Source organism: Romboutsia sp. 1001713B170207_170306_H8, from assembly GCF_015550495.1.
In the GTDB taxonomy this organism is placed as follows: Bacteria; Bacillota; Clostridia; order Peptostreptococcales; family Peptostreptococcaceae; genus Romboutsia_E.
Genome location: NZ_JADNAX010000001.1, coordinates 199883 through 225574, shown reverse-complemented (window position 1 = coordinate 225574; position 25692 = coordinate 199883). Strand labels below are relative to the sequence as shown.

General features: G+C 28.5%; 25 protein-coding genes. 3 read left to right on the top strand and 22 right to left on the bottom strand.

Features of this window, described 5'->3' with window-relative positions; translation table 11 throughout:
• The first annotated feature begins 128 nt into the window (after window positions 1-128).
• Window positions 129-1397: a nucleotidyltransferase gene (locus tag I2A66_RS01070; protein ID WP_122638309.1), complete on the top strand. Its 1269-nt coding sequence runs from the start codon at window positions 129-131 to the stop codon at window positions 1395-1397.
• 58 nt (window positions 1398-1455) lie between these two features.
• On the opposite strand, the gene I2A66_RS01065 is transcribed toward I2A66_RS01070, so the two are convergent.
• The 6 genes from I2A66_RS01065 to I2A66_RS01040 form a co-directional block, all read right to left on the bottom strand.
• Window positions 1456-2847, bottom strand: a complete 1392-nt coding sequence (locus tag I2A66_RS01065) for an FAD-binding oxidoreductase (protein ID WP_122638310.1) — start codon at window positions 2845-2847, stop codon at window positions 1456-1458.
• Window positions 2848-2862: 15 nt separating this feature from the next.
• Window positions 2863-4074, bottom strand: coding sequence for an electron transfer flavoprotein subunit alpha/FixB family protein (locus I2A66_RS01060; protein WP_122638311.1), 1212 nt, complete (start codon window positions 4072-4074; stop codon window positions 2863-2865).
• Between the two features lie 12 nt (window positions 4075-4086).
• Window positions 4087-4875, bottom strand: a complete 789-nt coding sequence (locus tag I2A66_RS01055; protein ID WP_147515573.1) for an electron transfer flavoprotein subunit beta/FixA family protein — start codon at window positions 4873-4875, stop codon at window positions 4087-4089.
• Between the two features lie 19 nt (window positions 4876-4894).
• Window positions 4895-6223, bottom strand: coding sequence for a nickel-dependent lactate racemase (larA, locus tag I2A66_RS01050; protein ID WP_195250803.1), 1329 nt, complete (start codon window positions 6221-6223; stop codon window positions 4895-4897).
• Window positions 6224-6250: 27 nt separating this feature from the next.
• Entirely contained in the window at window positions 6251-7813 is a 1563-nt protein-coding gene (locus tag I2A66_RS01045) for an L-lactate permease (protein ID WP_195250801.1), read from the bottom strand.
• A 132-nt stretch (window positions 7814-7945) separates the two neighbouring features.
• Window positions 7946-8650 carry a FadR/GntR family transcriptional regulator gene (locus I2A66_RS01040; protein WP_147515576.1) on the bottom strand — a complete coding sequence of 235 codons (705 nt, stop codon included), beginning with the start codon at window positions 8648-8650 and terminating at the stop codon, window positions 7946-7948.
• 146 nt (window positions 8651-8796) lie between these two features.
• Between I2A66_RS01040 and ylbJ the strand changes: the two genes are divergently transcribed.
• Window positions 8797-9984, top strand: coding sequence for a sporulation integral membrane protein YlbJ (gene ylbJ, locus I2A66_RS01035; protein WP_147515577.1), 1188 nt, complete (start codon window positions 8797-8799; stop codon window positions 9982-9984).
• A 35-nt stretch (window positions 9985-10019) separates the two neighbouring features.
• Here ylbJ and I2A66_RS01030 read toward each other — a convergent pair whose 3' ends face one another.
• From I2A66_RS01030 to I2A66_RS01005, 6 genes are all read right to left on the bottom strand, one after another.
• Entirely contained in the window at window positions 10020-10535 is a 516-nt protein-coding gene (locus I2A66_RS01030) for a hypothetical protein (protein ID WP_122638317.1), read from the bottom strand.
• A gap of 3 nt (window positions 10536-10538) precedes the next feature.
• Window positions 10539-11036 carry a pantetheine-phosphate adenylyltransferase gene (coaD, locus tag I2A66_RS01025; RefSeq protein WP_122638318.1) on the bottom strand — a complete coding sequence of 166 codons (498 nt, stop codon included), beginning with the start codon at window positions 11034-11036 and terminating at the stop codon, window positions 10539-10541.
• The gene (rsmD, locus tag I2A66_RS01020; RefSeq protein WP_122638319.1) at window positions 11020-11592 is read right to left on the bottom strand and encodes a 16S rRNA (guanine(966)-N(2))-methyltransferase RsmD; all 573 of its coding nucleotides are present in this window, start codon (window positions 11590-11592) and stop codon (window positions 11020-11022) included. Before rsmD ends, coaD begins: the two co-directional genes overlap by 17 nt.
• Before the next feature lie 40 nt (window positions 11593-11632).
• On the bottom strand, window positions 11633-13693 hold the full coding sequence (gene recG, locus I2A66_RS01015) for an ATP-dependent DNA helicase RecG (RefSeq protein WP_147515578.1): 2061 nt from the start codon (window positions 13691-13693) through the stop codon (window positions 11633-11635).
• Window positions 13694-13767: 74 nt separating this feature from the next.
• Window positions 13768-15396 (bottom strand): DAK2 domain-containing protein, encoded by a 1629-nt coding sequence (locus I2A66_RS01010; protein WP_122638321.1) that lies wholly within the window; start codon window positions 15394-15396, stop codon window positions 13768-13770.
• Window positions 15397-15411: 15 nt separating this feature from the next.
• Complete coding sequence (locus I2A66_RS01005; protein ID WP_122638322.1) at window positions 15412-15762, bottom strand: Asp23/Gls24 family envelope stress response protein; 351 nt, start codon at window positions 15760-15762, stop codon at window positions 15412-15414.
• 367 nt (window positions 15763-16129) lie between these two features.
• Between I2A66_RS01005 and rpmB the strand changes: the two genes are divergently transcribed.
• On the top strand, window positions 16130-16318 hold the full coding sequence (gene rpmB, locus I2A66_RS01000; RefSeq protein WP_122638323.1) for a 50S ribosomal protein L28: 189 nt from the start codon (window positions 16130-16132) through the stop codon (window positions 16316-16318).
• A 228-nt stretch (window positions 16319-16546) separates the two neighbouring features.
• Here rpmB and I2A66_RS00995 read toward each other — a convergent pair whose 3' ends face one another.
• The 10 genes from I2A66_RS00995 to I2A66_RS00950 form a co-directional block, all read right to left on the bottom strand.
• A complete protein-coding gene (locus tag I2A66_RS00995; protein ID WP_122638324.1) occupies window positions 16547-16696 on the bottom strand; it encodes a 2-oxoglutarate translocator in 150 nt (49 codons plus the stop codon).
• A gap of 124 nt (window positions 16697-16820) precedes the next feature.
• On the bottom strand, window positions 16821-17468 hold the full coding sequence (locus I2A66_RS00990) for a thiamine diphosphokinase (protein ID WP_195250799.1): 648 nt from the start codon (window positions 17466-17468) through the stop codon (window positions 16821-16823).
• An 8-nt stretch (window positions 17469-17476) separates the two neighbouring features.
• The gene (gene rpe, locus I2A66_RS00985; RefSeq protein WP_122638326.1) at window positions 17477-18133 is read right to left on the bottom strand and encodes a ribulose-phosphate 3-epimerase; all 657 of its coding nucleotides are present in this window, start codon (window positions 18131-18133) and stop codon (window positions 17477-17479) included.
• Between the two features lies 1 nt (window position 18134).
• A complete protein-coding gene (gene rsgA, locus I2A66_RS00980) occupies window positions 18135-19025 on the bottom strand; it encodes a ribosome small subunit-dependent GTPase A (protein ID WP_195250797.1) in 891 nt (296 codons plus the stop codon).
• A gap of 214 nt (window positions 19026-19239) precedes the next feature.
• Window positions 19240-20979, bottom strand: a complete 1740-nt coding sequence (gene pknB / locus I2A66_RS00975) for a Stk1 family PASTA domain-containing Ser/Thr kinase (RefSeq protein ID WP_195250795.1) — start codon at window positions 20977-20979, stop codon at window positions 19240-19242.
• 16 nt (window positions 20980-20995) lie between these two features.
• Entirely contained in the window at window positions 20996-21745 is a 750-nt protein-coding gene (locus I2A66_RS00970; protein WP_122638329.1) for a Stp1/IreP family PP2C-type Ser/Thr phosphatase, read from the bottom strand.
• A 17-nt stretch (window positions 21746-21762) separates the two neighbouring features.
• Window positions 21763-22794, bottom strand: coding sequence for a 23S rRNA (adenine(2503)-C(2))-methyltransferase RlmN (gene rlmN, locus I2A66_RS00965; RefSeq protein ID WP_122638330.1), 1032 nt, complete (start codon window positions 22792-22794; stop codon window positions 21763-21765).
• Window positions 22795-22802: 8 nt separating this feature from the next.
• The gene (rsmB, locus tag I2A66_RS00960; RefSeq protein WP_147515580.1) at window positions 22803-24131 is read right to left on the bottom strand and encodes a 16S rRNA (cytosine(967)-C(5))-methyltransferase RsmB; all 1329 of its coding nucleotides are present in this window, start codon (window positions 24129-24131) and stop codon (window positions 22803-22805) included.
• A gap of 93 nt (window positions 24132-24224) precedes the next feature.
• Window positions 24225-24935 (bottom strand): zinc metallopeptidase, encoded by a 711-nt coding sequence (locus tag I2A66_RS00955; RefSeq protein ID WP_122638332.1) that lies wholly within the window; start codon window positions 24933-24935, stop codon window positions 24225-24227.
• A 25-nt stretch (window positions 24936-24960) separates the two neighbouring features.
• Complete coding sequence (locus tag I2A66_RS00950) at window positions 24961-25692, bottom strand: DUF116 domain-containing protein (protein ID WP_122638333.1); 732 nt, start codon at window positions 25690-25692, stop codon at window positions 24961-24963.

Genomic DNA, 25692 nt, shown 5'->3' with positions numbered 1-25692 from the left:
TATACATTACTGATAAGTTTCTAGATTAGATCTTACATACCTCTATTTTTTATATTTATTTTAATTTGAAAATTATATATAATTTTTATTTGTAACATACTTTAATGATTAAACAAAGGAGAAATTTTATGAATATACTTGGACTAGTTGTAGAATATAATCCATTTCATAATGGGCACTTATATCATCTAACAAAATCTAAAGAAATAACTAAGGCTACACACACAGTTGCTATTATGAGTGGTAATTTTCTTCAAAGAGGAGAACCTGCTTTATTTGATAAATATACTAGAGCCAAGGCAGCTGTAGAAAATGGCGTTGATTTAGTTATTGAATTACCTACTTTATTTGCTTGCCAAAGTGCAGAAATTTTTTCTCATGGTGCAATAACTACATTAAATTCTTTAAATTGTATAAATTCTATTTGTTTTGGTAGTGAGGTTGGTGAAATAGATATACTTTATGCAATTTCAAAAATATTAGTTGATGAACCTGATTCATTTAAGTTATATTTAAGAAAATATTTAGATGATGGCATACTTTTCCCTACAGCAAGAAGTAATGCTTTATTTGATTATATAAATGAAAATAATTTAGTTACTATATCTAAAGATGAACTTTTGGATATACTTAATTCATCTAATAATATTTTAGGTATAGAGTATATAAAGAGTATACTAAAATTAAAAAGTACTATAACACCTTTTACTATTACAAGGATGAGTTCTGAATATAACTCAGAAGAAATAAGTAGTTCTATTTGCTCTGCCACAGCAATAAGGGCAGCATTAAAAGAATCTGATGATATTTCATTTGCATCAAATGTAGTTCCTGTACCAACTTTTAATATAATAAAAGATAAAATATCTAATAATTTTAATCCTATCTTTGATGAAATGTTTTTTGATATTCTATCATCAATAATACTTAGAGATAGTAATAATCTAGATTCTTATTTTGATGTTAATGAAGGAATAGAAAATAAAATTTACCAAAGTATATTTAATTCTAAATCCTTAAATGATTTACATTCCTTAGTAAAATCGAAAAGATATACTTTAACTAAAATTAAACGTATACTTAACAACATCTTACTTGGTATAACTAAAGATGATATCAATCTTGTTAAAGATATGAACTATATACCTTATATAAGAGTTTTAGCTTTTAATGATAAGGGTCGAGAAATTTTAAAAACTATAAAAATAAATTCTGATGTTAATATTATAAATAAATTTTCAAAAATTACTTTTGCTTTAGATGATATTAAATTTAAAACTTTAATCGACTATGATATAAAAGCAAGTAATATGTATAATATGATTTATTATAAAAATAATATGAATTTACTAAAAGGACCTATGGACTTCTATCAATCACCAATCTATGTTAAATAAAAAATTAAAATTACAAGCTACCACCAATTTTAAATTTTGGTGGTAGCTTTATTTTTATTTAATATATTTTTCCTGGATTCAATAAATTTTTAGGATCAAAAGCAGATTTTATATTTTTTATTATATCCATATACACTTCACTTTGAGATTCGTGTAAGTATTCTTTTTTAGCATATCCTATACCATGTTCGCCTGAAACTTGACCTCTTAATACCCTAGCCTTGCCATACATATGATTAAAAGTTTCACTTAATTTTGCATTCCACTCGTCTTCACTCATATCATCTCTAAGTACATATACATGTAAATTTCCATCACCTGCATGACCAAAACTTTTTATTCTAACATTTAACTCTTCTTGTAAGTCATGAGTATATTTTATAAATTCAGCAACTTTATCTCTAGGAACTACAACATCACATTCATCCATCTCAGTTGTAGATGCTTTTATAGCTTCTAAAAATGCGCCTCTAGCAGACCAGATAGAATCATTTCTTTCTTGTGTATCAGATATAAATACATCATATGCCCCACACTCTAAACAAAGTTTAGCAACTTTTTCATATTCTTTTTCAATTTCTTCTTTTGTATTTCCATCAAATGTTAATAATAAGTATGCATCAGATGTATTATCTGGGAATTTTTTACCTAGAAAATCTTCTGCTGCAAGAATAACATCTCTTTCCATAAATTCTACAGCTGTTGGGATTGACTTTGATTTTATTATTTTAGGCACAGTATTTATTGCCATCTCTAAATTTGGAAATGGTATCAATAAACTTATAGCTTTTTTAGGAAGTGGTAATAACTTTAATGTAGCCTTAGTTACTATGCCTAAAGTACCTTCAGAACCAACAATTAAATCTTTTATTGCATATCCCGAACTATTTTTAACTACCTTCCCTCCTACATTTATTACTTCACCATTAGGAAGCACAACTTCAAGTCCTCTTACATAGTCTCTAGTTACACCGTATTTAACAGCTCTCATTCCACCTGCATTAGTATTTATATTTCCTGCTATAGTAGCACTTTTTTCTCCTGGGTCTGGTGGGTAAAATAAATCTTTTTCTTGTACATATTGACCTATAGTCATAAGAAGAACTCCTGGTTCAACTGTTAATGTTAAATTTTCCTCATCTAATTCTAATATTTTATCCATTTTGCTTAAGTTAATCATTATACCACCATGTATTGCTACTGATGCTCCTACAAGACCTGTTCCTTGCCCTCTTGGTGTTACAGGTATATTATTTTCATAAGCATATTTCATTATTTTAGATACCTGTTCTGTACTACGCGCAGTTATAAGAACTTCTGGATATTTCTCAACTCCACCTAATTCATCATGAGAAAAATCTTCACTTATTTCATCACCAACAATTACATCCTCCTTATCACAAATACTAAGTAAAAAATCTATATCATTTTTATCAATAGTCTTATACATAATAATCCCCCCTTACTATTCTTCAGCTGTTGCAGCTATTTGTAAACTTTTTTCATCTATTTTTTCTATTAATTTAGGTATTATTTCATAAATATCACCTATTAAAGCCATATTTGCTACATCAAATATAGGTGCTTTTTCATCTTTATTTATAGCGATTATATAATCAGATCCGCTCATACCTGCTACAAATTGAACAGCTCCAGAAACTCCACAAGTTATTATTAACTTAGGTTTTACAGTTCTACCACTAAGACCTATTTGCTTTCTAGGATCTAACCATCCAGCTTCTACCATAGGTCTAGTTCCACCTACTTGTGCTCCTAGTTTATCTGCTAACTTATATATCATTTGCATATCTTCCTCTTTTTTTATTGCTCTACTTGCAACTACTATAACTTCTGCATCTTCAAGCCCAACTTCTTTGGTTTTAGGTTTAACATCTAAAACATTTATTTTAGATATTAATTTTTCTTTATTTATACTACATAATGTTACCTTTCCTGTTGGTGATTCTATTTTCTCTGGCGCTGAGAATATTTTATATCTTACTGTTGCAAATTGTGGTCTATGATTAGGAGTGTGAATATGAGCCATTATATTACCACCAAAGGCTGGTCTTATTTGATCTAAATCAGTATTTTCTTGTATATCAAGTATCGTACAATCAGCTGTAAGACCTGTTTTAAATCTAGCAGCAAGTCTTGGAGCTAAAGATCTTCCTAATGTAGTTCCACCAACTAACATTATTGTAGGCTTAATATTATGAATATAATCTTCTACTGCAGCTGTGTATGGTTCTATTCTAAACTCTTTAAATTCTTCATCATCATATACAAATACTTCATCTACACCATACGCTAGTAAATCATCACATTTATCTTTTATATTCTGACCTACAAATACACAGTATACTGGATGATTTATTTTTGTAGCCATTTCACGAGCTTTACCTATAAGTTCATATGTTACTGGATGTATTTCTCCTTCATGATGATCTACATATACTGTTATTCCTCTCCATTCATCTTTATTTATGCTTTCTCTTTTTTCTTCTATAAATTCAAAAGCTCCCTTTGGTCCATTTTTTACGCATAACTTACACATTTTACACCCTGCACCAATTTCTATTTGACCATTTTTCTCCTCCATTGCGCCAAAAGGACATACTTCTAAAACACTTTTTATATCTTGAATTTTTTCCATATTTACAACTATTCTTGCCATTTTAAATCCCCCTTAAATTAATTTTAAATCCTTTAATTTATTTGATAGTGCTTCACTTAGATCATCAGCACTTCCTCTTAATATATCCTTATCTGTATTTGGTGTTGGAGGGAATATTTTTAAAACTTGAGTTGGAGATCCATTCAAACCATAATTCATTTCATTTTTATCTTCAAAGTCATTTAATGAGTATATCGGTATTTCTCTGTTTTTTGTTTCTATTTTTAATTTAAATGAAGGAAGTCTTGGTTGGAATATATCTTTTTCTACTGTCATCAAACATGGATATTTTATTTCACATACTTCTAATGTATTTGGCATATCAATTTCAACTATTATGCTATCTTCTTTTACTTCTATTATTTTAGTTACATTTGTAACATGAGGTATATTTAAAAATTCAGCTACTTCAGGACCTACTTGAGCAGTATCACCATCTGTAGTTTGCTTACCACAAATTATAATATCTGGATTACCCATTTTCTTTATACCTTGAGATATTGTATAAGATGTTGCTAAAACATCTGCTCCTGCAAACTTCCTATCACTTATTATAGCTCCTTCATCTGCCCCCATCATAAAGCTTTCTTCTATGATTTGTTTAGCTTGAGGTGGCCCCATTGTTATTACCTTTAATGTTGCATTATGTTCTTTTTTTATTCTAAGTGCAGTTTCAAGTGCAAATAAGTCATAAGGGTTCATTTTTGAATCTACACCATCCCTTTTTAAAACACCTGTAGCTTCGTCAACTTCCACCTCTGTTGTACCTGGAACTTGTTTTATACATGTTAAAATCTCCATTATTACTCCTCCAATACTTTTATTTAATTGATACAGTTTCCTCTTTATTAGAATCTACATTAATATTTTCCTTTGACTTTACTATTACAGATACGCCATCTGGAATAACTGCTACTTTTGCATCATTTCCTTTTATTTCAAATGCCATCTCTAAAGCTTCTTTAAATGTATATGCATGTTTCATATGCATACTTTTTATCATATTAGGGCTACACTTATCTGTCACCATTATTACAGTATATTTTTCTAGTATTCTAGCTAATATTTGAAATTCCCATTGATCCGGTACTGTATCACTCTTTTTAACTTTTCTTACATTTTCTAATATTTCACTTGGTGATTTTGCATTTGCTATGTTATCATAAAAAGATTGCCCTCCATGACCATCATTACAAGCTGATACCATAATTATGACTCCACCTTCTATACATGTTGCCTCAGCTGCAGTCATACCTTTTACAGATTGATATATATTCTGATCTAATGGGTATCCTCCATTTGTACTTACTACTATATCTGCCATTTGAGCATCTATTTTAGATAAATTAGTTACAAATTCACATCCTGCCTTATGAGCTTTATCTACATCACCTGCAAATGATGCTATTACTTTTTTATCTTTATCTATAACTACATTGACTATAAATGCTAGCTTAGCAGTTTTTGCCGCATAAACCATATCTTCATGAATAGGATTATTTTTAAGTATCCCTGTTCTTGCATTCTTACTATCTATAAATTCACTACAGTGGTTATACATAATAGTTTTAGCTGATGCAATTCCTGGAAGTATACTTTTTCTTCCTCCTGAAAATCCAGCAAAGAAATGTGGTTCTATAAATCCTTCTGCTATTAATAAATCTGCTTCAAAAGCTACCTTATTTAAATAGAAGTCTCCTCCAGATGGAAGTACTCCAGCTTTAACCATTGCACTATCATCTGTAGACACATGCATTATAATCTCTTCATTATTTACTATTTCTTCACCCATCTTGTAAATTAATTCTTCTTTAGTGCTTGGTCTATGAAATCCAGTTGCAACTATTATCTTTATATTTATATCTGGATTACCGTCTCTTAATCTTCTTAAAATTATAGGCATAGTAACTTTACTGGGAACAGGTCTAGTATGGTCACTAGTTATTATTACTACACTCTTTTTACCTTTAGCTAATTCTTCTAATCTCACTGAACCTATTGGATTATTCATAGATTCTTCCACTATCTCTTCTTGAGTTTTATCAACTACATAGTTGTGAGCCTTTGATTTTAATACCGCTAATAAGTTTTCATCTGGAATATTTAACTCCATTCCCACCTTTGAATAAGGTACTCTTAAAATCGACATACATTCCTCCTTATAATAATTTTTATCTTATATAAATGGTAAAAAACTTCCTATATAAACTAAAATACCAAGTATCAATACATATCCTAAACAAAATTTTAGTGTTGAACCAAATATCTTCCCTTCACTACCTATTAATCCAGTTGCTGAAGTTGCAATTGCTATACTCTGAGGTGATATCATCTTACCAGCAGTAGCACCTGCTGTATTCGCTGCTGCTATCCAGTATGGATCTATAGATAAAGATTTAGCAGCTTCTACCTGAAGTCCACCGAATAATATATTTGCAGATGTATCACTTCCTGTTACAAATGTTCCTATAGCTCCTAGTAATGGTGATATTAATGGATACATATTTCCAGTTATTGCACATAGACCAAATGATATTGAGCTAGTCATTCCACTGTGAGACATAACTTTTGAAATTGCAACTATTGACATAATAGTTACAAATGATTTAGAAAGTTGCTTTACAGTTCTTATAAAAACATCTATCATTTTCCCTATTTTTACTTTTTGTATTAATCCTGCAATGAATGTTGAAATTATTATTATCATACCTGGTGTATTTATCCATACAAATGATGTAGGTGATGCTCCTTCTCCACTATAAATTTGTATTGTACTGCTAAATCTAGCCAATAGTGTATTTATTCCTTTACACAATGGGCTGGCAATTAATATTAATATACATAAAAGTATGTATGGCAACCATGCAAGTATCCCTTCTCTAGTAGATACTACTGATACATATTTAGAAATTGTAGATCCATTTGTGTCTTGTGAGTTTATATTTTTATTAGATTTTTTATTCATAGCCTTAGCCATAAGTATGGTACATAACATACTGCATAAGCTTCCTATTAGTGCAGGTAATTCTGCTCCTAAGTATTTCGCTACGAAAACCTGAGGTATAGCAAACGTTATCCCAGATATTAAAGTTATAAAAAATACCCCTTTAATGGCCTTAAAACTTTTTTGAGTTAAGATAACTAATGCAAAAGGAATTAATACAATAAATCCTGATAATTGAAGTGAAGTTACATAACTTAATTGAAGAACATCTAATCCTGTGACTGATGCTAGTGTTGATACTGGTATTCCTATAGCTCCGAATGCTGTTGGAACAGTGTTTGCGATAAGACATATTATTGCTGCAAATATGGGATTAAAACCTAGAGATGCTAATATACTAGCTGGTATTGCTACTGCTGTTCCATATCCTGCAACAGCTTCTAAAAATCCACCAAATCCCCATGCTAGTATAAGAACTTGTATTCTCTTATCTGTGGTAATACTAGATAACATATTTTTCATAGTGTCCATAGTTTTAGTTTCAACAGCTAAGTTATAAGTAAATAGTGCTGCAACTATAACTAATAAAATTGGCCATAAAGCTACTGCCATTCCCTCTAATGTGGCTGTGGCTACATTTAATACTGGCATTTTCCAAAATACAAGTGCTATGACTATTGTAAGAATAACTGTGAAAAAACATGTTTTGTGTGCTGGTAATTTCATTACTCCTAAAGATACTATAAGCCAAATAATAGGAATTATAGCTAGAATAAATAAAATATACTCATTCATCAAGGATCCCCCTTAAAATTTTATTAATTTGTCAGATACTTGAATGATGGTCAGTGGTATTACCACTTCACACTTAAATAGTATTACCTTTTATTTATAATATCAATATTTATCTTTATATTAACAATCTTATTATTTTATATAATTTTCTTTTATAAGTCTCATATGCTCTTCCATCTTTTTATATGCTAAGTTGGGATCTTTATTTACTATAGCATTATATATGTCTATATGTTGATTTAATAGTATTCTTTCATCTGAATATCTATTAATGATCTTCTCTCTTGCATCTTTTATGAAAGCTTCAAATAATTTTGATGATGTTAAAAAAAGACATTCAATTAAATAATTTTTACTTATAGAAGATATTTTATTGTGAAATTTTTGATCTAATATTACTAATACTTCATTTCTATTTTTTCCATCTATTTCTTCTTTCATTTCTTTAATTATATTTTCTAGTTCCATAACCTCACGATTTGTTATTCTTTCACTAGCAAACTTAACTGCTTCTAATTCTAGTGCTTGCCTTAGTTCTATTACTTCATGCCAACTTCCATTGTTAAGCTTAAATAAAAGTGATAATGGTTCAATTAATGATTTATTTATATTTGAACATATAAAGTTACCCTCACCTTGTTTACTTTCTATTATACCCATAGTCTCCATTACTCTAATTGCTTCTCTTATAGATGTTCTGCTTACTCCCATTTGTTCAGATAACTCTCTTTCTGACGGAAGTTTATCACCTTTTTTAAATTCTCCCCTAAATATACTCTCTTGAATTTGTTCTATAACTTTCTCATATACTTTTTTATTAACTATATTATTGAACATATTTCCCCCTACAAACCAATTGCGTTTAAATAAATTTTTAATTATATTATACTCTATTGTTAAAAAAATGTGGAAGTGGTTTTATATTCATACAAGCCTCATTAATTTAATATAATAAAATATATTATTTACTCAAGGTGGTGTTTATGAAAAAAAATAAAACAATATCTTTCTTTTTACCAATTATCATAGTACTATTCTTAATATTTGGAATTATTATATTCCCTCAAGAAGCTATAAAGTCTGCAAAAGATGGATTTAATATATGGGCAAATGTATTAATTCCATCATTACTTCCATTTATAATAGGAGCTAATTTAGTTGTAGATTTAAAAATAGTTGACTTAATAGGTATAATTATAAACCCTATAACTAAATTTATTTTTAATGTTTCTGGCAAAAGTGCCTTAGTATTTGCTATTTCAACAGTTTCTGGATATCCTGTTGGAGCTAAACTTGCATATGATCTTAGAGATACAAATCAAATATCATCTTCTGAAGCACAACGACTAGTATCATTTTGCTCTACATCTGGTCCACTATTTATAATTGGTGCAGTTGCTGTGGGAATGCTTAATAATTCTTCTTTAGGATATTTAATGATACTATGTCATTATCTAGGGTCTATAACTGTAGGCATATTATTTAGATCTTATGGCAAAGAGAAATTACCTAAACCTAACTATAATGTAAAGGCAAATATAAAAAATGTTATTAACACTAGATACTCAAGTAATATTGGATTTTTTGTAATGTTTGGAAATGCAGTTGTAAATGGAGTAAATACTTTACTTGCAGTAGGTGGCTTTGTTATAGTATTTTCAGTAGTATTTAAAATACTTTCTTTATTCAATATAATATCACTTTTATCCAATATACTTTATATTCCACTTTCAGTTTTGGGTGTTACTAAAGACTTATGTTATGCTTTTATAAGTGGTTTATTTGAAATAACAATCGGTTGCAATAATATTGCTAAAGTAACATCAGCCCCTTTAATATTAAAAGCTACACTATCTAGCTTTTTAATTGGATTTAGCGGACTGTCTATATTAGCTCAATGTTGCAACTTCTTAGCTAAAACTGATATTAATACTAATTTATACATTTTTAATAAGTTTTTACATGGATTATTTGCCGCAACATTTACATTGTTGCTTTATCCACTGTCTGAATCTACTGCACTCGCATCTAATTTTACACCTACATATAATACTTTATTTAATAATCAATTATGGATTTATTATTTGAATAATACAAATTTAGTACTAGCTTTTATATTGCTTATTTATTTAGTATTTAAATTTGTAATGCCTGATAATGATAGTATTTAAAATGAAAATGAGTATGGATTAATCCATACTCATTTCTATCTTAATTCAGCTTTATCTCTAACTATTTCTTCTAGTATTGATTTTAAGTTATGCTCTACTGCAGAAAGTACATCAGTAGCATAATCAATAGACCCTTGTCTTATTTCTCTAGCTATATTTTCTGCTCTTTCTGATATTTCTTTTGCTCTTTGCTCAGCTTGTCCAACTATATCACTTGATTCTATATAATCTTGTAAAGTCTCTTCTGAATTTTTCTTTAATTCTTCTAAAGTTCTTTCATACTCTTCTTTTATTTTTTCTGCATCTCTTTCAGCTTGAGCCTTTAACTCATTTGCATCTCTTTTAGCTTCATTTAGTATTCTATTTCTTTCTTTGTTTATCCACACAGCTTGAGTAACTTCATCTGGCATTAAAGCTCTGATTTCTTTTATCATACTTAAAAGCTCTTCTTTGTCTATAACTGATTTTTGTGAAAAACGAGCAGTCTGTGCATTTCTTATTTTATCTTCTAATTGATCAAACAGCTCAATCATCTCTAAATCTATTTTCATTGCTTACTTCCCCCTATTAGTCTTTCTCTTTAGCTCTTCTAAAACTACTTTTGGCACTAAATTTTTTACATCTGCATCAAAAGTTAAAACTTCTTTTATTAATGATGAACTTATAAAAGAATATTTTGTTGTTGTCGGTAGTATGATTGTTTCTATATTAGGGTTCAACTCTCTATTCATATGGGCCATTTGTAACTCATATTCTACATCTGATCCACTTCTTACACCTCTAACTAGTGTATCAATTCCATTTTCTTCACAATAATTAACTAACAAACCATCAAAACTTACAATTTTAACATTTTCTAAATGCCCAGTGCATGACTTAATTAAGTCAACTCTTTCTTCAAAAGTAAATAAACCTTTTTTATTTGGATTAAAAAGTACACCTATTTGTAATTCATCAAATAGTTTAGACGCTCTACAAATTATATCTAAATGTCCATTAGTAATTGGATCAAAACTACCAGCAAACATTGCTTTCCTAATCTTCTTGCTCATTTTGTTCCTCCCACTTATAAAATGTCATTGTTGTATTTCCATACTTCTTATCTCTAGTCTTAATTAATCTTCCTATTCTTTCTTCAAATACATCTTTTGTATCGTGTTCTACAACTATTATTCCATCCTCATGTAGTAGATTTAATTCGTCTATACTTTTTAAACAATCTATAAACATGTTTTCATAATATGGCGGATCCATAAATATAACATCAAATTTTTGATTTTGAGTTGATAATCTTTTTACTGCATCTTTAAAATCAATATTTAAAATAGTACTTTCATTTTCAACTCTAGCTTTTTTTACGTTTGACTTTACTATATTTATACTATCTCTACTCTTATCTACAAAAACACAATTCTTTGCGCCTCTTGATAAACACTCTATACCTAAAGAACCTGTTCCTGCAAATAAGTCTAAAACATTACTCTCTCTTATGTATGGATTTATCATATTAAACAATGATTCTTTAACCCTATCAGTTGTAGGCCTTACATCTTGATTTTTAGGAGTGTCTAATTTTAATCCTCTTACTTTTCCTGATATAACTCTCAATGTCATATCTCCTCTCAATATATTTTAACATAAATTTTATTTAATTTAGCGAAATTTCTCTTGCTAAATGCTCAAATTTATCAATTATCTCATTTTTCAGCAATTTATTTTCATTTTTTTGTAATTTCATGTCTTCCCCTATTATATAACGAGCTTCTTGTTGAGCTATTTTTAATATCTTCATATGTTTAAATATATTAGCTATTTTTAACTCTGGAAGTCCATGCTGTCTTGTACCAAAAAATTCTCCTGGCCCTCTTATTTCTAAATCTTTTTCAGATATTTTAAATCCATCGTTAGTCTCTTCCATTATCGACATTCTTTGCTTACAAACGTCTGATTTAGATGCATATATTAGTATACAATAAGATTTATGTTTTCCTCTCCCTACACGTCCTCTCAGCTGATGCAATTGTGCAAGGCCAAATCTTTCTGCATTCTCAATTATCATTAACGTTGCATTTGGAACATTAACTCCAACTTCTATAACAGTGGTTGATACTAGTATGTCTAAATCTTTATTTTTAAAACTTTTCATAATACTTTCTTTTTCACTAGCTTTCATTTTACCATGTAAAAGCCCTACTCTTAAATCCGAAAAATACTCTTGCTTTAATTCTTCTACCAATTCTACAGCTGCTTTAGCTTCTATAGATTCACTTTCTTCAACTAAAGGGCAAACAATATATACTTGTCTACCTTTTTCTACCTCATCTCTTACTAAATTATTATAAGCTCTATCTCTTTTGTCTTTACTTACAGCAATAGTATCTATTGGTTGCCTTCCTGGAGGTAGTTCATCAATAATAGATATATCCAAATCTCCATATAATATAAGTGCTAAAGTTCTTGGTATAGGTGTTGCTGTCATAACTAATACATCTGGGTTATTACCTTTATCAGAAAGTTTTCCTCTTTGTCTAACACCAAATCTATGTTGCTCATCTGTTATTACTATACCTAAGTTATTAAACTCTACTTTATCTTCAATTAAAGCATGTGTTCCTATTAATATATCTATTTCTTTATTTTTTACTCTTTCAAGTACCTTTTCTTTTTGTTTTTTAGTAAGGCTTCCAACTAAAAGTTCTACATTCATTCCAAATTCTTTGAGAGTTTCACTTAAGGATATATAATGTTGCTCTGCTAATATTTCTGTAGGAGCCATTAGTGCACCTTGATATCCATTTAAAACACAGTTTGCTAATGCTAATAATGCAACTACCGTTTTTCCAGATCCAACATCTCCTTGTACTAATCTATTCATTACTTTAGTAGATTCCATATCCTCAATAATTTCATTTAAAGCTCTACTTTGTGCATTAGTTAGCTTAAATGGTAATGAGTTTATTATATCTTTTAAATTTTCATTTTTCTCAAATTTTATTCCTTCAATTTCAGTTACTCCATTTTTAAACATAAATAAACCTAATTGAAGTATTAAAAACTCTTCAAAAATTATCCTATATAGTGCAATTTTAAAACTTTCTTTGTTACTTGGTGAATGAATATTTCTAATTGCATAATCTATACTACATAATTTGTATTTATCTATTATATTTTTAGGTAAATATTCTTTTATAACTAATTCTTTATTTGATAATACAGATTTAATTATACTAATGATCTCCTTATTTGTAACACCAAATGTAAGAGGATATATAGGCATAATTTTACATGTATTTTTAGGAGCATTACTAAGATGCTCAATCTCACAAGAACTTAACTCTATACTTTTAAATTCTTTTTTTACTTTTCCAAAAACTAAAATAGTATCTCCACTTCTAAATGTATTGCTTACATATGGTTGGTTAAAAAAAACTAATTTTGCATATCCAGTTTCATCTTTTACATCAACCTTAGTTAAAGTCATTCCTTTTCGTGGAGTACTAGTAGTAATTCCTACAATAACTGCTTTTATAGTAGCTTTATCTTCATTTTTTAACTGAGATATCTTCTTTAAATTATTTCTATCTTCATATTGTCTAGGAAAGTAATATAATAAATCCTTCAAAGTAAAAATTCCTAATTTATTTAGCTTATATGCTTTTTTAGGACCTATTCCTTTTACATATTGTATATCTTTTTTTAAATCACTCATAGTTATCACCTATTACGCAAAAGTCCTGTATAACCAACTAAACGGTAGTAAGATTATACAGGACTTTAAAATCATTATTCAACTGAAATTAAGTAATAATAAAGAGGTTGTCCTCCATAGTATAACTCTACATCTATATCTTCAAACTTCTCTTCTAATTCGTCACGAAGATTGTTAGCTTGTTCTTCACTTACATCTTCTCCATAGAATAAAGTTATTATTGCGCTATCTTCATCAACTAAGTTTTCTACAAGTTTTGTAGTTATTTCATCTACACCTTCACCTGCAGCTTGTAATTTTCCTTCTGCTATAGCAATTATATTTCCTTCTTTAACTTCAACATCATTCATAACTGTATCCCTAACAGCATAAGTTACTTGACCAGATTTAACTAATCCTAAAGCATCCATCATTGCAGCTTCATTCTCTTCAACGCTAGCTTCTCCATTAAAGCTTACTAAAGCTGTAAATCCTTGCGGAGTATTTTTAGTAGGTATAACTACTATATTTTTATCACTTAGTTCTTTTGCTTGGTTTGCAGCCATTATTATGTTTGAGTTATTTGGGAATATAAATATATTTTTTGCATTTATTGTATCTATTGCATTCATAAAATCTTCTGTACTTGGGTTCATAGTTTGACCACCCTCAATTATATGATCAACACCAAAATCTTTAAATATTTTAGCTAAACCATCTCCCATAGAAGTTGCTATAAATCCAAACTCTTTTTCTTCTTCAACTGTAGACGCACTTTCATAGTTTGACTCTATTAAAGTATTCTCATGTTGAAGCTTCATATTTTCTATTTTGATAGTTAATAATTGTCCATATGCTAATGCTTCTTGTAAAGCAAGTCCTGGATCATTAGTATGAACATGAACTTTAATTACACCTTCATCTCCAACTACAGCTAAGCTATCTCCATATTTAAGCATTATATCTCTTATTTGAGTATCATCTACTTTATCACTTTCTAATATAAACTCTGTACAGTATTGGAATTTTATATCTTCTGTAGATATATTTCCTTGTGCTGATTTAACTTCTTTTATTTCTGTTGAACCTGCATCTTGTATATCTATATGATTTCCGTTTAATTCACTTAGCATACCTTCATATACAAGAACTAATCCTTTACCACCTGAGTCTACAACGCCAGCTTCTTTTAAAGCTTTTAATAATTCTGGTGTTCTATTTAATGAGTTATTAGCTTCTACTATAACTAATTCTAGGAACTTAACAAAGTCATCTTCACTCTTAGCTATTTTTATTGCAGCTTCACTACTTTCTCTCACTACTGTTAGTATAGTTCCTTCTATAGGCTTTATTACCGCTTTATAGGCAGTATCTGACCCTGATTTTAGAGCATTTGCAAAATCCATTGTAGTTAATTCTTCTTTTCCTTCTATAGACTTTGCTATACCTCTTATTATTTGAGATAATATAACTCCTGAGTTACCTCTTGCTCCCATAAGAGAACCTTTAGATAAAGCCTTACCTATATTAGTTATTTCATTATTGTCTACTTTAGATAATTCTTTCATTGCATAAGAAATAGTTAATGACATGTTTGTTCCTGTATCACCATCTGGAACTGGGAATACATTCAACTTATCAACTAATTCTTTATGATTTTGAAGATTGTTTGCACCTGATACAAACATATCTCTTAATTTTTTTCCGTCTATATTTTGGATCATTTTTTTCCTCCTAAATTACTTAACTCGAATTCCTTGAACATTAATGTCTATCTTACTTACTTTTAAAGCCGTCATCTTTTCAACTGTATATTTTACTCTATCTATTATGTTGTTTGCAACTGTAGATATATTTGTTCCGTACTGTATTATAACATAAAGTTCTATCGCTATGGTATTGTCTTCTAACTCTTCTACCTTAACACCTTTAGTAGCATTTTCACCTTTTAATAATTCTACTATACCCTTAGATTTATATCCTAAACCTACTAAACCGTAACTTTCCATTGCAGCTCTATATACTATTTGAGCTATTACTTGCTTATCTATTTCTACGTATCCATATTCATTAGTTAATCTTGCACTCATGGCTTGACCCCCTTAAATTAATTTTTATTTTTATTTTGCACAAAAATCATTTAAAAATATCGCTTTAGGTAATATTAATTCTAATTACTATAATACTATAAATATAGTATATTTTAAACCTACTTAGTTCTTTTTAATATTAAAAATTAATTAAATAGGCACATAGCAATATATTCTAGCTTAGTTTTTTATTTTTTGTATTTACTTTATAATGAATTATATATATAATTTTATATTATAGTTGCAAATTGTTCAATAATAATATATAAGACAAATATATATTTCTATTGCAGAAATTAAATATTTGTGTTAATATAAATATGTTTTTAGTCTTTAAATAGTTATCATTTTAAGGAGGTGTACGATAATGGCGAAAGTATGTAGCGTATGTGGTAAAGGGAAGGTTTCTGGAAACCAAGTATCACACTCAAATAGACACAGCAGAAGAACTTGGTCTGCTAACTTAAGAAGCGTTAGAGCTGTAATAGATGGAACTCCTAAGAGAGTTAAAGTTTGTACTAGATGTTTACGTTCTGGTAAAGTTGAAAGAGCTTAATAATTTATTATTAAAAAAAGCCTACTGATATAAGTAGGCTTTTATTTTTTTATTCTATATGCTTATTTTTTCTCTTTTCTCATAAATTTTAATACTATATTAGATAGCCACTTCGGTAATTTTATTGTTACCATTTTCATATTCTATCCCTCCATTTTATAAACTATTATATAATTTCTATATATTATATTTATTCACATAATACTAAATATATATTTAATATTTTACTTAATATAAAAATAATAAGACTCCACAAACTATAAGAACAACTGCTGTAAGTATGGTGAAAATCCAATTAGGTAATATCATGGATATTATTACTGCTGCACCCGTTGCCATACATATTATACCTAATAATCCTTTGGATTGATTTTTCATAACACACCTCCTTACTCATTACCATTCTTATTTATAATTTAATTTATGCAACTTAAAATATATTTAGACCTGCCCTTATTTTTATAACATAAAAAAAGCATACTATTAGGCATGCTTTTTTTATTTATTTTTTTATATTCTTTATTATAAGTAATGTACCTTGATTTACACTTACCTTACAATTATTATCTAACATAACATTTGAAATTCCTAATGGCACTGAATACTTCATATTATGATTTACTAACGGATATTCTAAATTTTCAAGAGTAACTCCATTAGCATCTCCATTAATTGGTATTACAGATATTAAATCCCCTTTATTTCCATTAATAATTACCTGCTCATTAATAAGTATATTTATCTCTTCATCTTCTGATAGTATTCTAGGCTTAATACCTTTTTCTTTAATATAGTAAAGTAAGTTAATATTAGCTATTGTATGATCTATTCTTCCACCTAAAGCTCCTATAAAGTCAATTTCTTTTGCATTAAGATTTTGAGCTAAAAATATACAAATCTCAGAGTCAGTCTCATCTTTTTTTGCTGGAAATTTTTTAAAAGAAACGTTCTTTTTCCTATAATAATCTACAATATCTGATTTTGCAGAATCTAAATCACCAATGATATAATCAGGTATAACCCCCATATTATATAAATGATTTGCTCCTCCATCTGCACAAATAATAAAATCATATTTCTCATTTTCTATTATAAATTTAGTTTTATTATAATCTTTAATTTCTCCATTAAGAACGATACATACTTTCATTTTGCCACCTATATAGATGCATTTTTTCTAAATAATTTTACAGTTTCTTCTATATTATCACTATTAAATATAGCCGATCCTGCTACTATAACATTAGCACCTGCATCTACTACTTTATGAACATTTTCTGGCTTTATTCCACCATCGACTTGAATATCTACACTTAAGTTTCTAGAGTCTATAATTTCTTTTAATTCTTTTATTTTAGGTATCATACCTTCTATAAAAGATTGACCTCCAAATCCAGGATTAACAGTCATTATTAAAACCATATCAACATCGTCTAATACATGCTTAATACTTTCTATTGGAGTAGCTGGATTTAAAGCAACTCCTGCTTTTATATTATAAGATTTTATATTTTGTATAGTTCTATGAAGATGTTTACACGCTTCTTGGTGTACAACTATCATATCACATCCAGCATTTACAAACTCTTTTATGTAGTTATCTGGATTTTCTATCATAAGATGTGCATCAAATACCATTTTAACATCTTTTCTCAAAGACTTTACAATCCCAGGACCTAAAGTTATATTAGGAACAAAGTGACCGTCCATTACATCTATGTGTAAGTATTCACAACCTGCATTTTCTACTTTCTTTACATCTTCTAATAATCTTGCAAAATCTGCTGATAGTATCGATGGTGCTAATTTGATCATTTTAATATCTCCTTTTTCCTTGTTTACTTTGTCTAATTTCATTTAAAAGCTGTATATAGCTATCATATCTTTCTTTAGATATTTCTTCATTTTCTACAGCTTCTTTAACCCCACATCCAGGTTCATTTTCATGAATACACCTAGATCCAAATTTACAATCATCAAAGTTATCAAATTCTATAAAATAATCTTTAAGTTCATTTTCTTCTATATCATCTAAAGTTAATGAACTAAACCCTGGAGTGTCTGCAACCATACCTCCACAATCTAATTTTAATAACTCTGCATGTCTTGTAGTATGTTTACCTCTTTTTATTTTATCACTTACTTCTCCTGTTTGTAACATAAAATTACTATCTATTTCATTTAGTAAGCTTGATTTTCCAACTCCAGATGGACCAGCAAATACAACAACATTTCCACTTAGTTCATCTTTTATTTTATCAATATTTAATTTAGTTTTATTACTTACAGGTATTACTTTATATCCACTTAGTTCATATATATTAGTTATCTTTTCCAAAGTATTATCATCATCTAAGTCAGCTTTAGTAAGTACTATTACTATTTCTAAACCTTCCTTTTCAGCTAAAACTATAAATCTATCTAATAAAGATAAATGTGGTTTTGGATTTTTTACTGCAAATACTATTAATGCTTTATCTACATTAGCAATTGGTGGTCTAATTAATTCCGTATCCCTTTTATATATTTCTTCTACTACACCTTTTTTAGTTTCTTCATCTACTATACTTATTTCTACTCTATCCCCTACTAGAGGAGTTACTTTTTGCTTTCTAAAAATTCCCCTAGCTCTACATTCATAAATTCCCTTTTCTGTATCTACGTAATAAAATCCCCCTATTCCTTTTATAATCTTTCCTTGTAACATTAAATTCCTCCTTTAAAATTGAGTGTGTCTATATAATTTACGTATATCTATATATAATAGCATAATAACTTTATAATTAATTATACTCCTAATTTATTATCTTACTATATTTTATACATATTTCATATAAAAAAGAAATCTTTTAATCTTTTTAATTACATAAAATAAGACTAATATCTTTATTTTAAGATACTAGTCTTATTTTATGTAATTATTATTCTCTCGGTGATAAAAGCCCATCATTTACTACAGGATTTTCTTCAGTTGATCCTTCATTAGTTGATCCTTCATTAGTTGATCCTCCATTAGTTGATCCTCCATTAGTTGATCCTCCATTAGTTGATCCTCCATTAGTTGATCCTCCATTAGTTATTTCTTCGTCTACTGTAGGTGTATCTGGTATTGTATTAGTTTCTTCTTTTACAGGTTCTGGGCCTTTACTTACTACTACATCTACACTAGATACACCTGATCCTGAAGTTGGATTTTGTTTTATTACTATACCTTCTTCATAACTACTATTATATTCACGCTTTATATTACCTAGTTTCATATTATTTTGACCTAATATTTGTTCTGCTTCTGTAAGTGTAAGCCCAACTATACTAGGTACCTCACTTTGTTTTTGACCTTGACTTAAAACAATAGTTATAGTATCTCCTTTACTAACTTCTGTTCCAGAAAATGGACTTTGAGATATAACATGATCTACTTCTACAGTATCGCTATAATCACGTTTTATAGTAATATATAAACCTAATTCTTCAAGCTGTTTCTTTACTGTATCTAAATCTTGATTACTAAAATCAGGTAATGACACTACCTGCTTTTCAGTACTACTTCCTGATAACATACTTATTACAAATTTAGATACAAAAAATACTTGAACAAGTAAAATTATACCTAATACTATAGCAACTATCTTTAATCGCTTCTTTACCTTTGGACTGTCTTCTTTTTGCACTTTATTTTTTTTCTTTTTTATATTTTCCTTTTTAGGTTTAGAAATTACTTTTGGTGCATCTTCTATTAGCTTTTCATCTTCATCTTCTATATCTGCACTCTGCTCAATTTTTTCTATATCAATATGCTTAGTAGCAAAGTTATCATATTCTTTTATAAAATCTAAATCTATATTTTTTTCTATATAATCGATATCATCTATTAACTCTTCAGCACTTTGATATCTAGCTTCACTAGATTTCTCTGTAAGTTTCTTTATTAAAGTTCTTACACTTTGAGGTATACTAACTTTTTCTTCTGATGTGAATTCTACATCATCGTTTATATGTTGTAAGGCTATAGATATAGGGCTATCACCTCTAAATGGAACCCTCCCTATTATCATTTCATATAAAACAATTCCTAGAGCATATAAGTCTGCAGTTGCATTTACACTTTGTCCCTTTGCTTGCTCTGGAGAAAAATAATGAACTGATCCTATTATATTTCCTACATTAGTCATAGTTGAATTGGATACAGCCTTTGCAATACCAAAATCTGCAACTTTAACAATCCTACCTTCATTCGATATTAGTATATTATGAGGTTTTATGTCTCTATGTACTATACCCTTTCTATGTGCAGCGCTAAGGGCCATAGCTATTTGTTTAGTTATATCAAGAGCTGTGTACTCATCTAAAGTACCCTCATTTTTGATTATATCTTTTAGGTTTTGTCCATCTATATACTCCATAACAATATAATGAACTTTACCATCTTCTCCTACATCATATACATTAACAATATTCGGATGAGATAAACTTGCAACTGCTTCAGCTTCTCTCTTAAATTTTTTTAAGAAATCTTCATCATCTACAAACTCCGGTCTAAGAACTTTAACTGCTACTGTTCTATTTAGCAACTTATCTTTTGCTTCATAAACAAATGCCATACCTCCATCACCAATTTTTCTGATGATTTGGTATCTATTTCCTAAAATTGTATCTCCCACTATATCACCGTCCTAATTACACTTTTATTAATATAACAGAGACATTGTCTCTTCCAGAAATTTCATTAGCCATATCAATTAAATTCTTACTCATATCTGGTATATCTTCTTTTTTTGATAATACACTTATTATATCTTCTTTACTAGCGCAACCTGTTAATCCATCAGTCGCAAGAAGAACTAAATCATTTTCTTTTAATTTATACTTAAATATATCAACTATAACCATATCTTCTGTACCCATAGCCCTAGTTATATGGTTTCTTCGAGGATGATTTCTAGCTTCTTCCTCAGTTATTACGTTAGCTCTTAAAAGTTCTTCAACAACAGAATGGTCTATACTAACTTGAGTTAATATATCATCACTCAATAAGTAGCACCTACTATCACCTACATTAGCAACATATAAGTTGTCCTTATATAATATAGCCGTAACTAATGTAGTTCCCATTCCAAAGCATTCTTCTTCTTCTACCGATTTTTTATAAATAATTGAATTAACATTATTATATGCTTGCTTAATTATATCATCAATATAATCTATTTTTATGCTACTGCTTTGTAATAAATTCTCTTTTAAGAATTTTAATATATTATCTACAGCTAATTTACTTGCAACTTCACCCTTATTATGACCACCCATGCCATCTGCTAGGGCAAATATTCCTATAGCTTGTTCATTTTTAGTCTGTATAACTTCCCCCATACAGTAATCTTCATTATTCTTTCTTATTTTTCCAATGTGGGAGTCACAACTATAAATCATAAGATTTCCCCCTTAAGCTACTTATGTTTTCTTCTTAATTGTCCACAAGCTCCTCCTATATCAGAGCCCATAGAAATTCTAACTGTAGCTGGTATATTATTTTTTTCTAAATAATCTCTAAACTTATATATATAAGATTTATCTGGTCTTTCATATTCTCTCTCTTCAACTTTATTTATAGGTATTAAATTTACATGACATAGCATACCCTTTAAGAGCTTCACTATCTCTTTAGCCTCTTTTTCTGAGTCATTAACACCTTTTATCAAAGAATATTCAAATGTAACTCTTCTATTTGTTTTCTTTATATAGTACTTACAAGCATCTATTAATTGATTAACTTTATATGCTTTAGCTACAGGCATAATCTCTTGTCTTTTTTCATCAAAAGGAGAGTGTAGTGATAATGCTAGATTTATAGGTAATCCTAAATCAGCAAGATCGTACATTCTAGGAACTAGCCCACAAGTTGATAGAGTTATATGTCTATATCCTATATTAAGACCATTTTTCTCATTAACTAACTTTAAGAATTTTATAGTGTTCTCATAATTATCTAGAGGCTCTCCACTGCCCATTAATACAAGATTCGATACTCTTTTACCTGTATCCTCTTGAATTTTCATTATTTGATCTAAAATTTCCCAAGGTTCTAGGTTTCTTATTAATCCTTCTAATGTAGATGCGCAGAAGTTACATCCCATTCTACATCCTACTTGGTTTGAAATACAAACTGTTACCCTATCTTCATAATCCATCATTACAGTTTCAATTATATTACCATCATTTAATAAGAATAAGTATTTTTTTGTTTTATCTACTTTAGATTCCAATCTTAACTCTTTCTTTATATTGCCTATATAAGATACTTCTTCTAATTTTTCTCTTAAACTTTTAGGTATATTATTCATATCATCAAAAGTTTTAGCACCTTTATATATCCAAGAAAAAATTTGTGAACCTCTAAATGCTTTTTCTCCAATACTTACTAAAAATTCTTTTAATTCTTCTTCTGTCATATTCTTTAATGCTACTTTGTTTTGCTTCATATTTATCACTACCTTACTCTTTTTAATTTTGCTATAAAGAACCCGTCTATATCATGAATATTTGGATATATTTTTAAATATCCATTTTCTTGATTATCTAAATCTACTTTAACTTCACCTATAGGCACTAAAGTAAAATTACTATTATTAGCTAAGAAATCATTAATTATATCTATATTTTCATTATCTTGTATAGTACATGTACTATATACTAAAGTCCCACCTATTTTAACATATTTAGATGCATTATTAAGTATTGTCTTTTGTATATCAGGTAATCCCTTAAGTTCTGCTTTTTCCTTATATTTTATCTCAGGCTTTCTTCTTATTATACCAAGACCAGAACAAGGAACATCTGATAATACATAATCAAACTTATCTACACTACTTTCATCTAATATTGACGCATCAAAAGACTGTACATCAACATTTGTAAGCCCTAACCTATCTACTGTTGATTGTATAAGTTTTAATTTATGCTCAAATATATCTCTAGATATAACTTGTCCTGTATTATTCATTAATGTAGCTAAATGAGTGGTTTTTCCTCCTGGAGCACTACATACATCTAAAACCAATGAATTTTCTTTAGGATTCATTACTTTTCCAACAATCATAGAACTTATATCTTGTATTGTAAATAATCCGTCTTTAAATAATTGATTATTTTCAATATTTTTTAAGTTTTCTACCTTTATAGCTTCTTCAACCATAGGAACTTTACTACAAACTACACCTTCATTTATTAATTTTTCAATAAGCTCATCTCTAGTAATTTTTAGAGTATTAGTTCTTAAATATACACTTGGTTTCTCATTATTTGCTTCTAATAAATCTTCTGTAAATTCTTTAGAAAAGTTATTTATCCAATTTTTTATCATCCAAGGCTTATAAGAATATCTTGTAGATAAATACATTATTGTATCATCTTTTATATCTACTTCACCTATAGTATCTTTTTGCCTAATAACGTTTCTTAAAATTGCATTAACAAATCCAGAAGACCTTTTATCGTATTTTTTAACTAAACTTACAGTTTCATTTACTGCTGCATAATCTGAAATACTATCTAAAAGTAAAATTTGATAAATACCCATTCTAAGCAATATTTTAACATAAATATTCATCTTTTTACATTTTATCTTAGAAAGTTTATCTATTATATAGTCTAAATAATATTTATTTTCAACTACACCATAAATTAACTCAGTAGCTAATCCTCTATCTTGGTTATTCATATTTATGTTCTTAAAATGCTTATTAATAGCTATATTAGAATAATTATTATTTTCCTCTATATCTAAAAGCACCTTTAGTGCTAACTCTCTTGATTTCATAAACTGTCTCCTTATTTTCCTTCTCTATAAAAAAGGAGTTGTCTTATGGTATAGTATCTAAATTAGATACACGCCCCCTAAGACAGCCCCATTTTAATCATTATTTCTATCTGCTATTGCTATTAATCTAAGTAATTGAAGTACTGATGTAAGTGCTGCTGCAACATAAGTTAATGCAGCTGCTGTAAGTACCTGTTTACTTCCTCTTAATTCTTTATTTTCAACTATACCAAGATTATTAAGTTGAACTAATGCTCTACTAGATGCATTAAATTCAACTGGTAAAGTGATTAATTGGAATAATACAGATGCTGAGAATAAAAGTATTCCTATCTGTAAGAAAACACCTCTACTCATAAATAATCCAAGTGCTATTAATAGCCATGATATATTTGACGCAAAGTTTACTACAGGAACCAAACTACTTCTTATACTAAGAGGTGCATATCCTTTAGCATGTTGCATTGCATGACCACATTCGTGAGCTGCTACAGATACTGAAGTTATAGATGTACCATAATATACATCCTGAGATAATCTTACAACTTTTCTTCTTGGATCATAATGATCACTTAAATGTCCTCTTACCATCTCGATATTTACATCATATAAACCATTATTGTTTAGTATTGTTCTTGCTACTTGCTCTCCAGTGTAACCTCTATGAGCATTTATTCTTAAATACTTATTAGTAGTAGTGCTTACTTTATACTGTGCATACATAGTAAATAATATAGCTGGTATTAGTATAAGCATCGTTCTATCATAGTAAAAACCACCGTAATAACCACCATATCCATACATAATTTATAACACTCTCCTATTTTAACTATACGCTAAAGAAGTTTATTGCATTTTCAACTTCTTCAACATCTATACAAGTATCTACACAAGGACCATTTGGTCTTTTATTAAATACACCTAAAACCGGAATCTTACTTACATCTTGAACTCCAGCAGTTAAATCTCTTTCACATGCAACAGCTATAACTGCTTTAGGTTTATTCTCTAAAATAATTTTTCTAGCTAAAGTTCCTCCTGTAGCTACAAATATATCTACATTTTTTTCTTCCTTTAATCTTACTAAATCACCTATATTACATAGTCCACATTGCTTACAAGTGGCTATATCTGTTGTAACTTTTAACTTACAACTATTTTTTTGAACACAATGTGGTATAAGAATTAGTATATCTTCACTTTTCAAATTATATTTTTGACTATATATATATCTATTATTAAGCTTTATATATACTTTTCTTATGTCATCTTTTGGTATTCCTACTAAAGATGCAATTTTTATAATTAAAGGAAATATCAAGTTTACAATTTTAAAATTGATACTCATTAATCTTGGTTTTATTTCTTTATCTGAAATTATATTATACGTAATTATAGTTGAAAGTATTATAGCAACTATTGTAAGTGTAACTATAATATTTACTAAAAACTCAAATATATTTGTTAAGTTTAATAAAAGTATATTTATTATTGATGCTCCAATCATAAGTACAACTAGTAAAATAATTATAGTATTTATATATTTTTTTGCATCGATCAT

What these genes read in the sequence shown, in the direction of transcription:
- I2A66_RS01070 (WP_122638309.1), top strand. Translation starts at nt 129, where the DNA reads ATGAATATACTTGGACTAGTTGTAGAATATAATCCATTTCATAATGGG.
- I2A66_RS01065 (WP_122638310.1), bottom strand. Translation starts at nt 2,847, where the DNA reads ATGTATAAGACTATTGATAAAAATGATATAGATTTTTTACTTAGTATT.
- I2A66_RS01060 (WP_122638311.1), bottom strand. Translation starts at nt 4,074, where the DNA reads ATGGCAAGAATAGTTGTAAATATGGAAAAAATTCAAGATATAAAAAGT.
- I2A66_RS01055 (WP_147515573.1), bottom strand. Translation starts at nt 4,875, where the DNA reads ATGGAGATTTTAACATGTATAAAACAAGTTCCAGGTACAACAGAGGTG.
- larA (WP_195250803.1), bottom strand. Translation starts at nt 6,223, where the DNA reads ATGTCGATTTTAAGAGTACCTTATTCAAAGGTGGGAATGGAGTTAAAT.
- I2A66_RS01045 (WP_195250801.1), bottom strand. Translation starts at nt 7,813, where the DNA reads ATGAATGAGTATATTTTATTTATTCTAGCTATAATTCCTATTATTTGG.
- I2A66_RS01040 (WP_147515576.1), bottom strand. Translation starts at nt 8,650, where the DNA reads ATGTTCAATAATATAGTTAATAAAAAAGTATATGAGAAAGTTATAGAA.
- ylbJ (WP_147515577.1), top strand. Translation starts at nt 8,797, where the DNA reads ATGAAAAAAAATAAAACAATATCTTTCTTTTTACCAATTATCATAGTA.
- I2A66_RS01030 (WP_122638317.1), bottom strand. Translation starts at nt 10,535, where the DNA reads ATGAAAATAGATTTAGAGATGATTGAGCTGTTTGATCAATTAGAAGAT.
- coaD (WP_122638318.1), bottom strand. Translation starts at nt 11,036, where the DNA reads ATGAGCAAGAAGATTAGGAAAGCAATGTTTGCTGGTAGTTTTGATCCA.
- recG (WP_147515578.1), bottom strand. Translation starts at nt 13,693, where the DNA reads ATGAGTGATTTAAAAAAAGATATACAATATGTAAAAGGAATAGGTCCT.
- I2A66_RS01010 (WP_122638321.1), bottom strand. Translation starts at nt 15,396, where the DNA reads ATGATCCAAAATATAGACGGAAAAAAATTAAGAGATATGTTTGTATCA.
- I2A66_RS01005 (WP_122638322.1), bottom strand. Translation starts at nt 15,762, where the DNA reads ATGAGTGCAAGATTAACTAATGAATATGGATACGTAGAAATAGATAAG.
- rpmB (WP_122638323.1), top strand. Translation starts at nt 16,130, where the DNA reads ATGGCGAAAGTATGTAGCGTATGTGGTAAAGGGAAGGTTTCTGGAAAC.
- I2A66_RS00995 (WP_122638324.1), bottom strand. Translation starts at nt 16,696, where the DNA reads ATGAAAAATCAATCCAAAGGATTATTAGGTATAATATGTATGGCAACG.
- I2A66_RS00990 (WP_195250799.1), bottom strand. Translation starts at nt 17,468, where the DNA reads ATGAAAGTATGTATCGTTCTTAATGGAGAAATTAAAGATTATAATAAA.
- rpe (WP_122638326.1), bottom strand. Translation starts at nt 18,133, where the DNA reads ATGATCAAATTAGCACCATCGATACTATCAGCAGATTTTGCAAGATTA.
- rsgA (WP_195250797.1), bottom strand. Translation starts at nt 19,025, where the DNA reads ATGTTACAAGGAAAGATTATAAAAGGAATAGGGGGATTTTATTACGTA.
- I2A66_RS00970 (WP_122638329.1), bottom strand. Translation starts at nt 21,745, where the DNA reads ATGATTTATAGTTGTGACTCCCACATTGGAAAAATAAGAAAGAATAAT.
- rlmN (WP_122638330.1), bottom strand. Translation starts at nt 22,794, where the DNA reads ATGAAGCAAAACAAAGTAGCATTAAAGAATATGACAGAAGAAGAATTA.
- rsmB (WP_147515580.1), bottom strand. Translation starts at nt 24,131, where the DNA reads ATGAAATCAAGAGAGTTAGCACTAAAGGTGCTTTTAGATATAGAGGAA.
- I2A66_RS00955 (WP_122638332.1), bottom strand. Translation starts at nt 24,935, where the DNA reads ATGTATGGATATGGTGGTTATTACGGTGGTTTTTACTATGATAGAACG.
- I2A66_RS00950 (WP_122638333.1), bottom strand. Translation starts at nt 25,692, where the DNA reads ATGATCGATGCAAAAAAATATATAAATACTATAATTATTTTACTAGTT.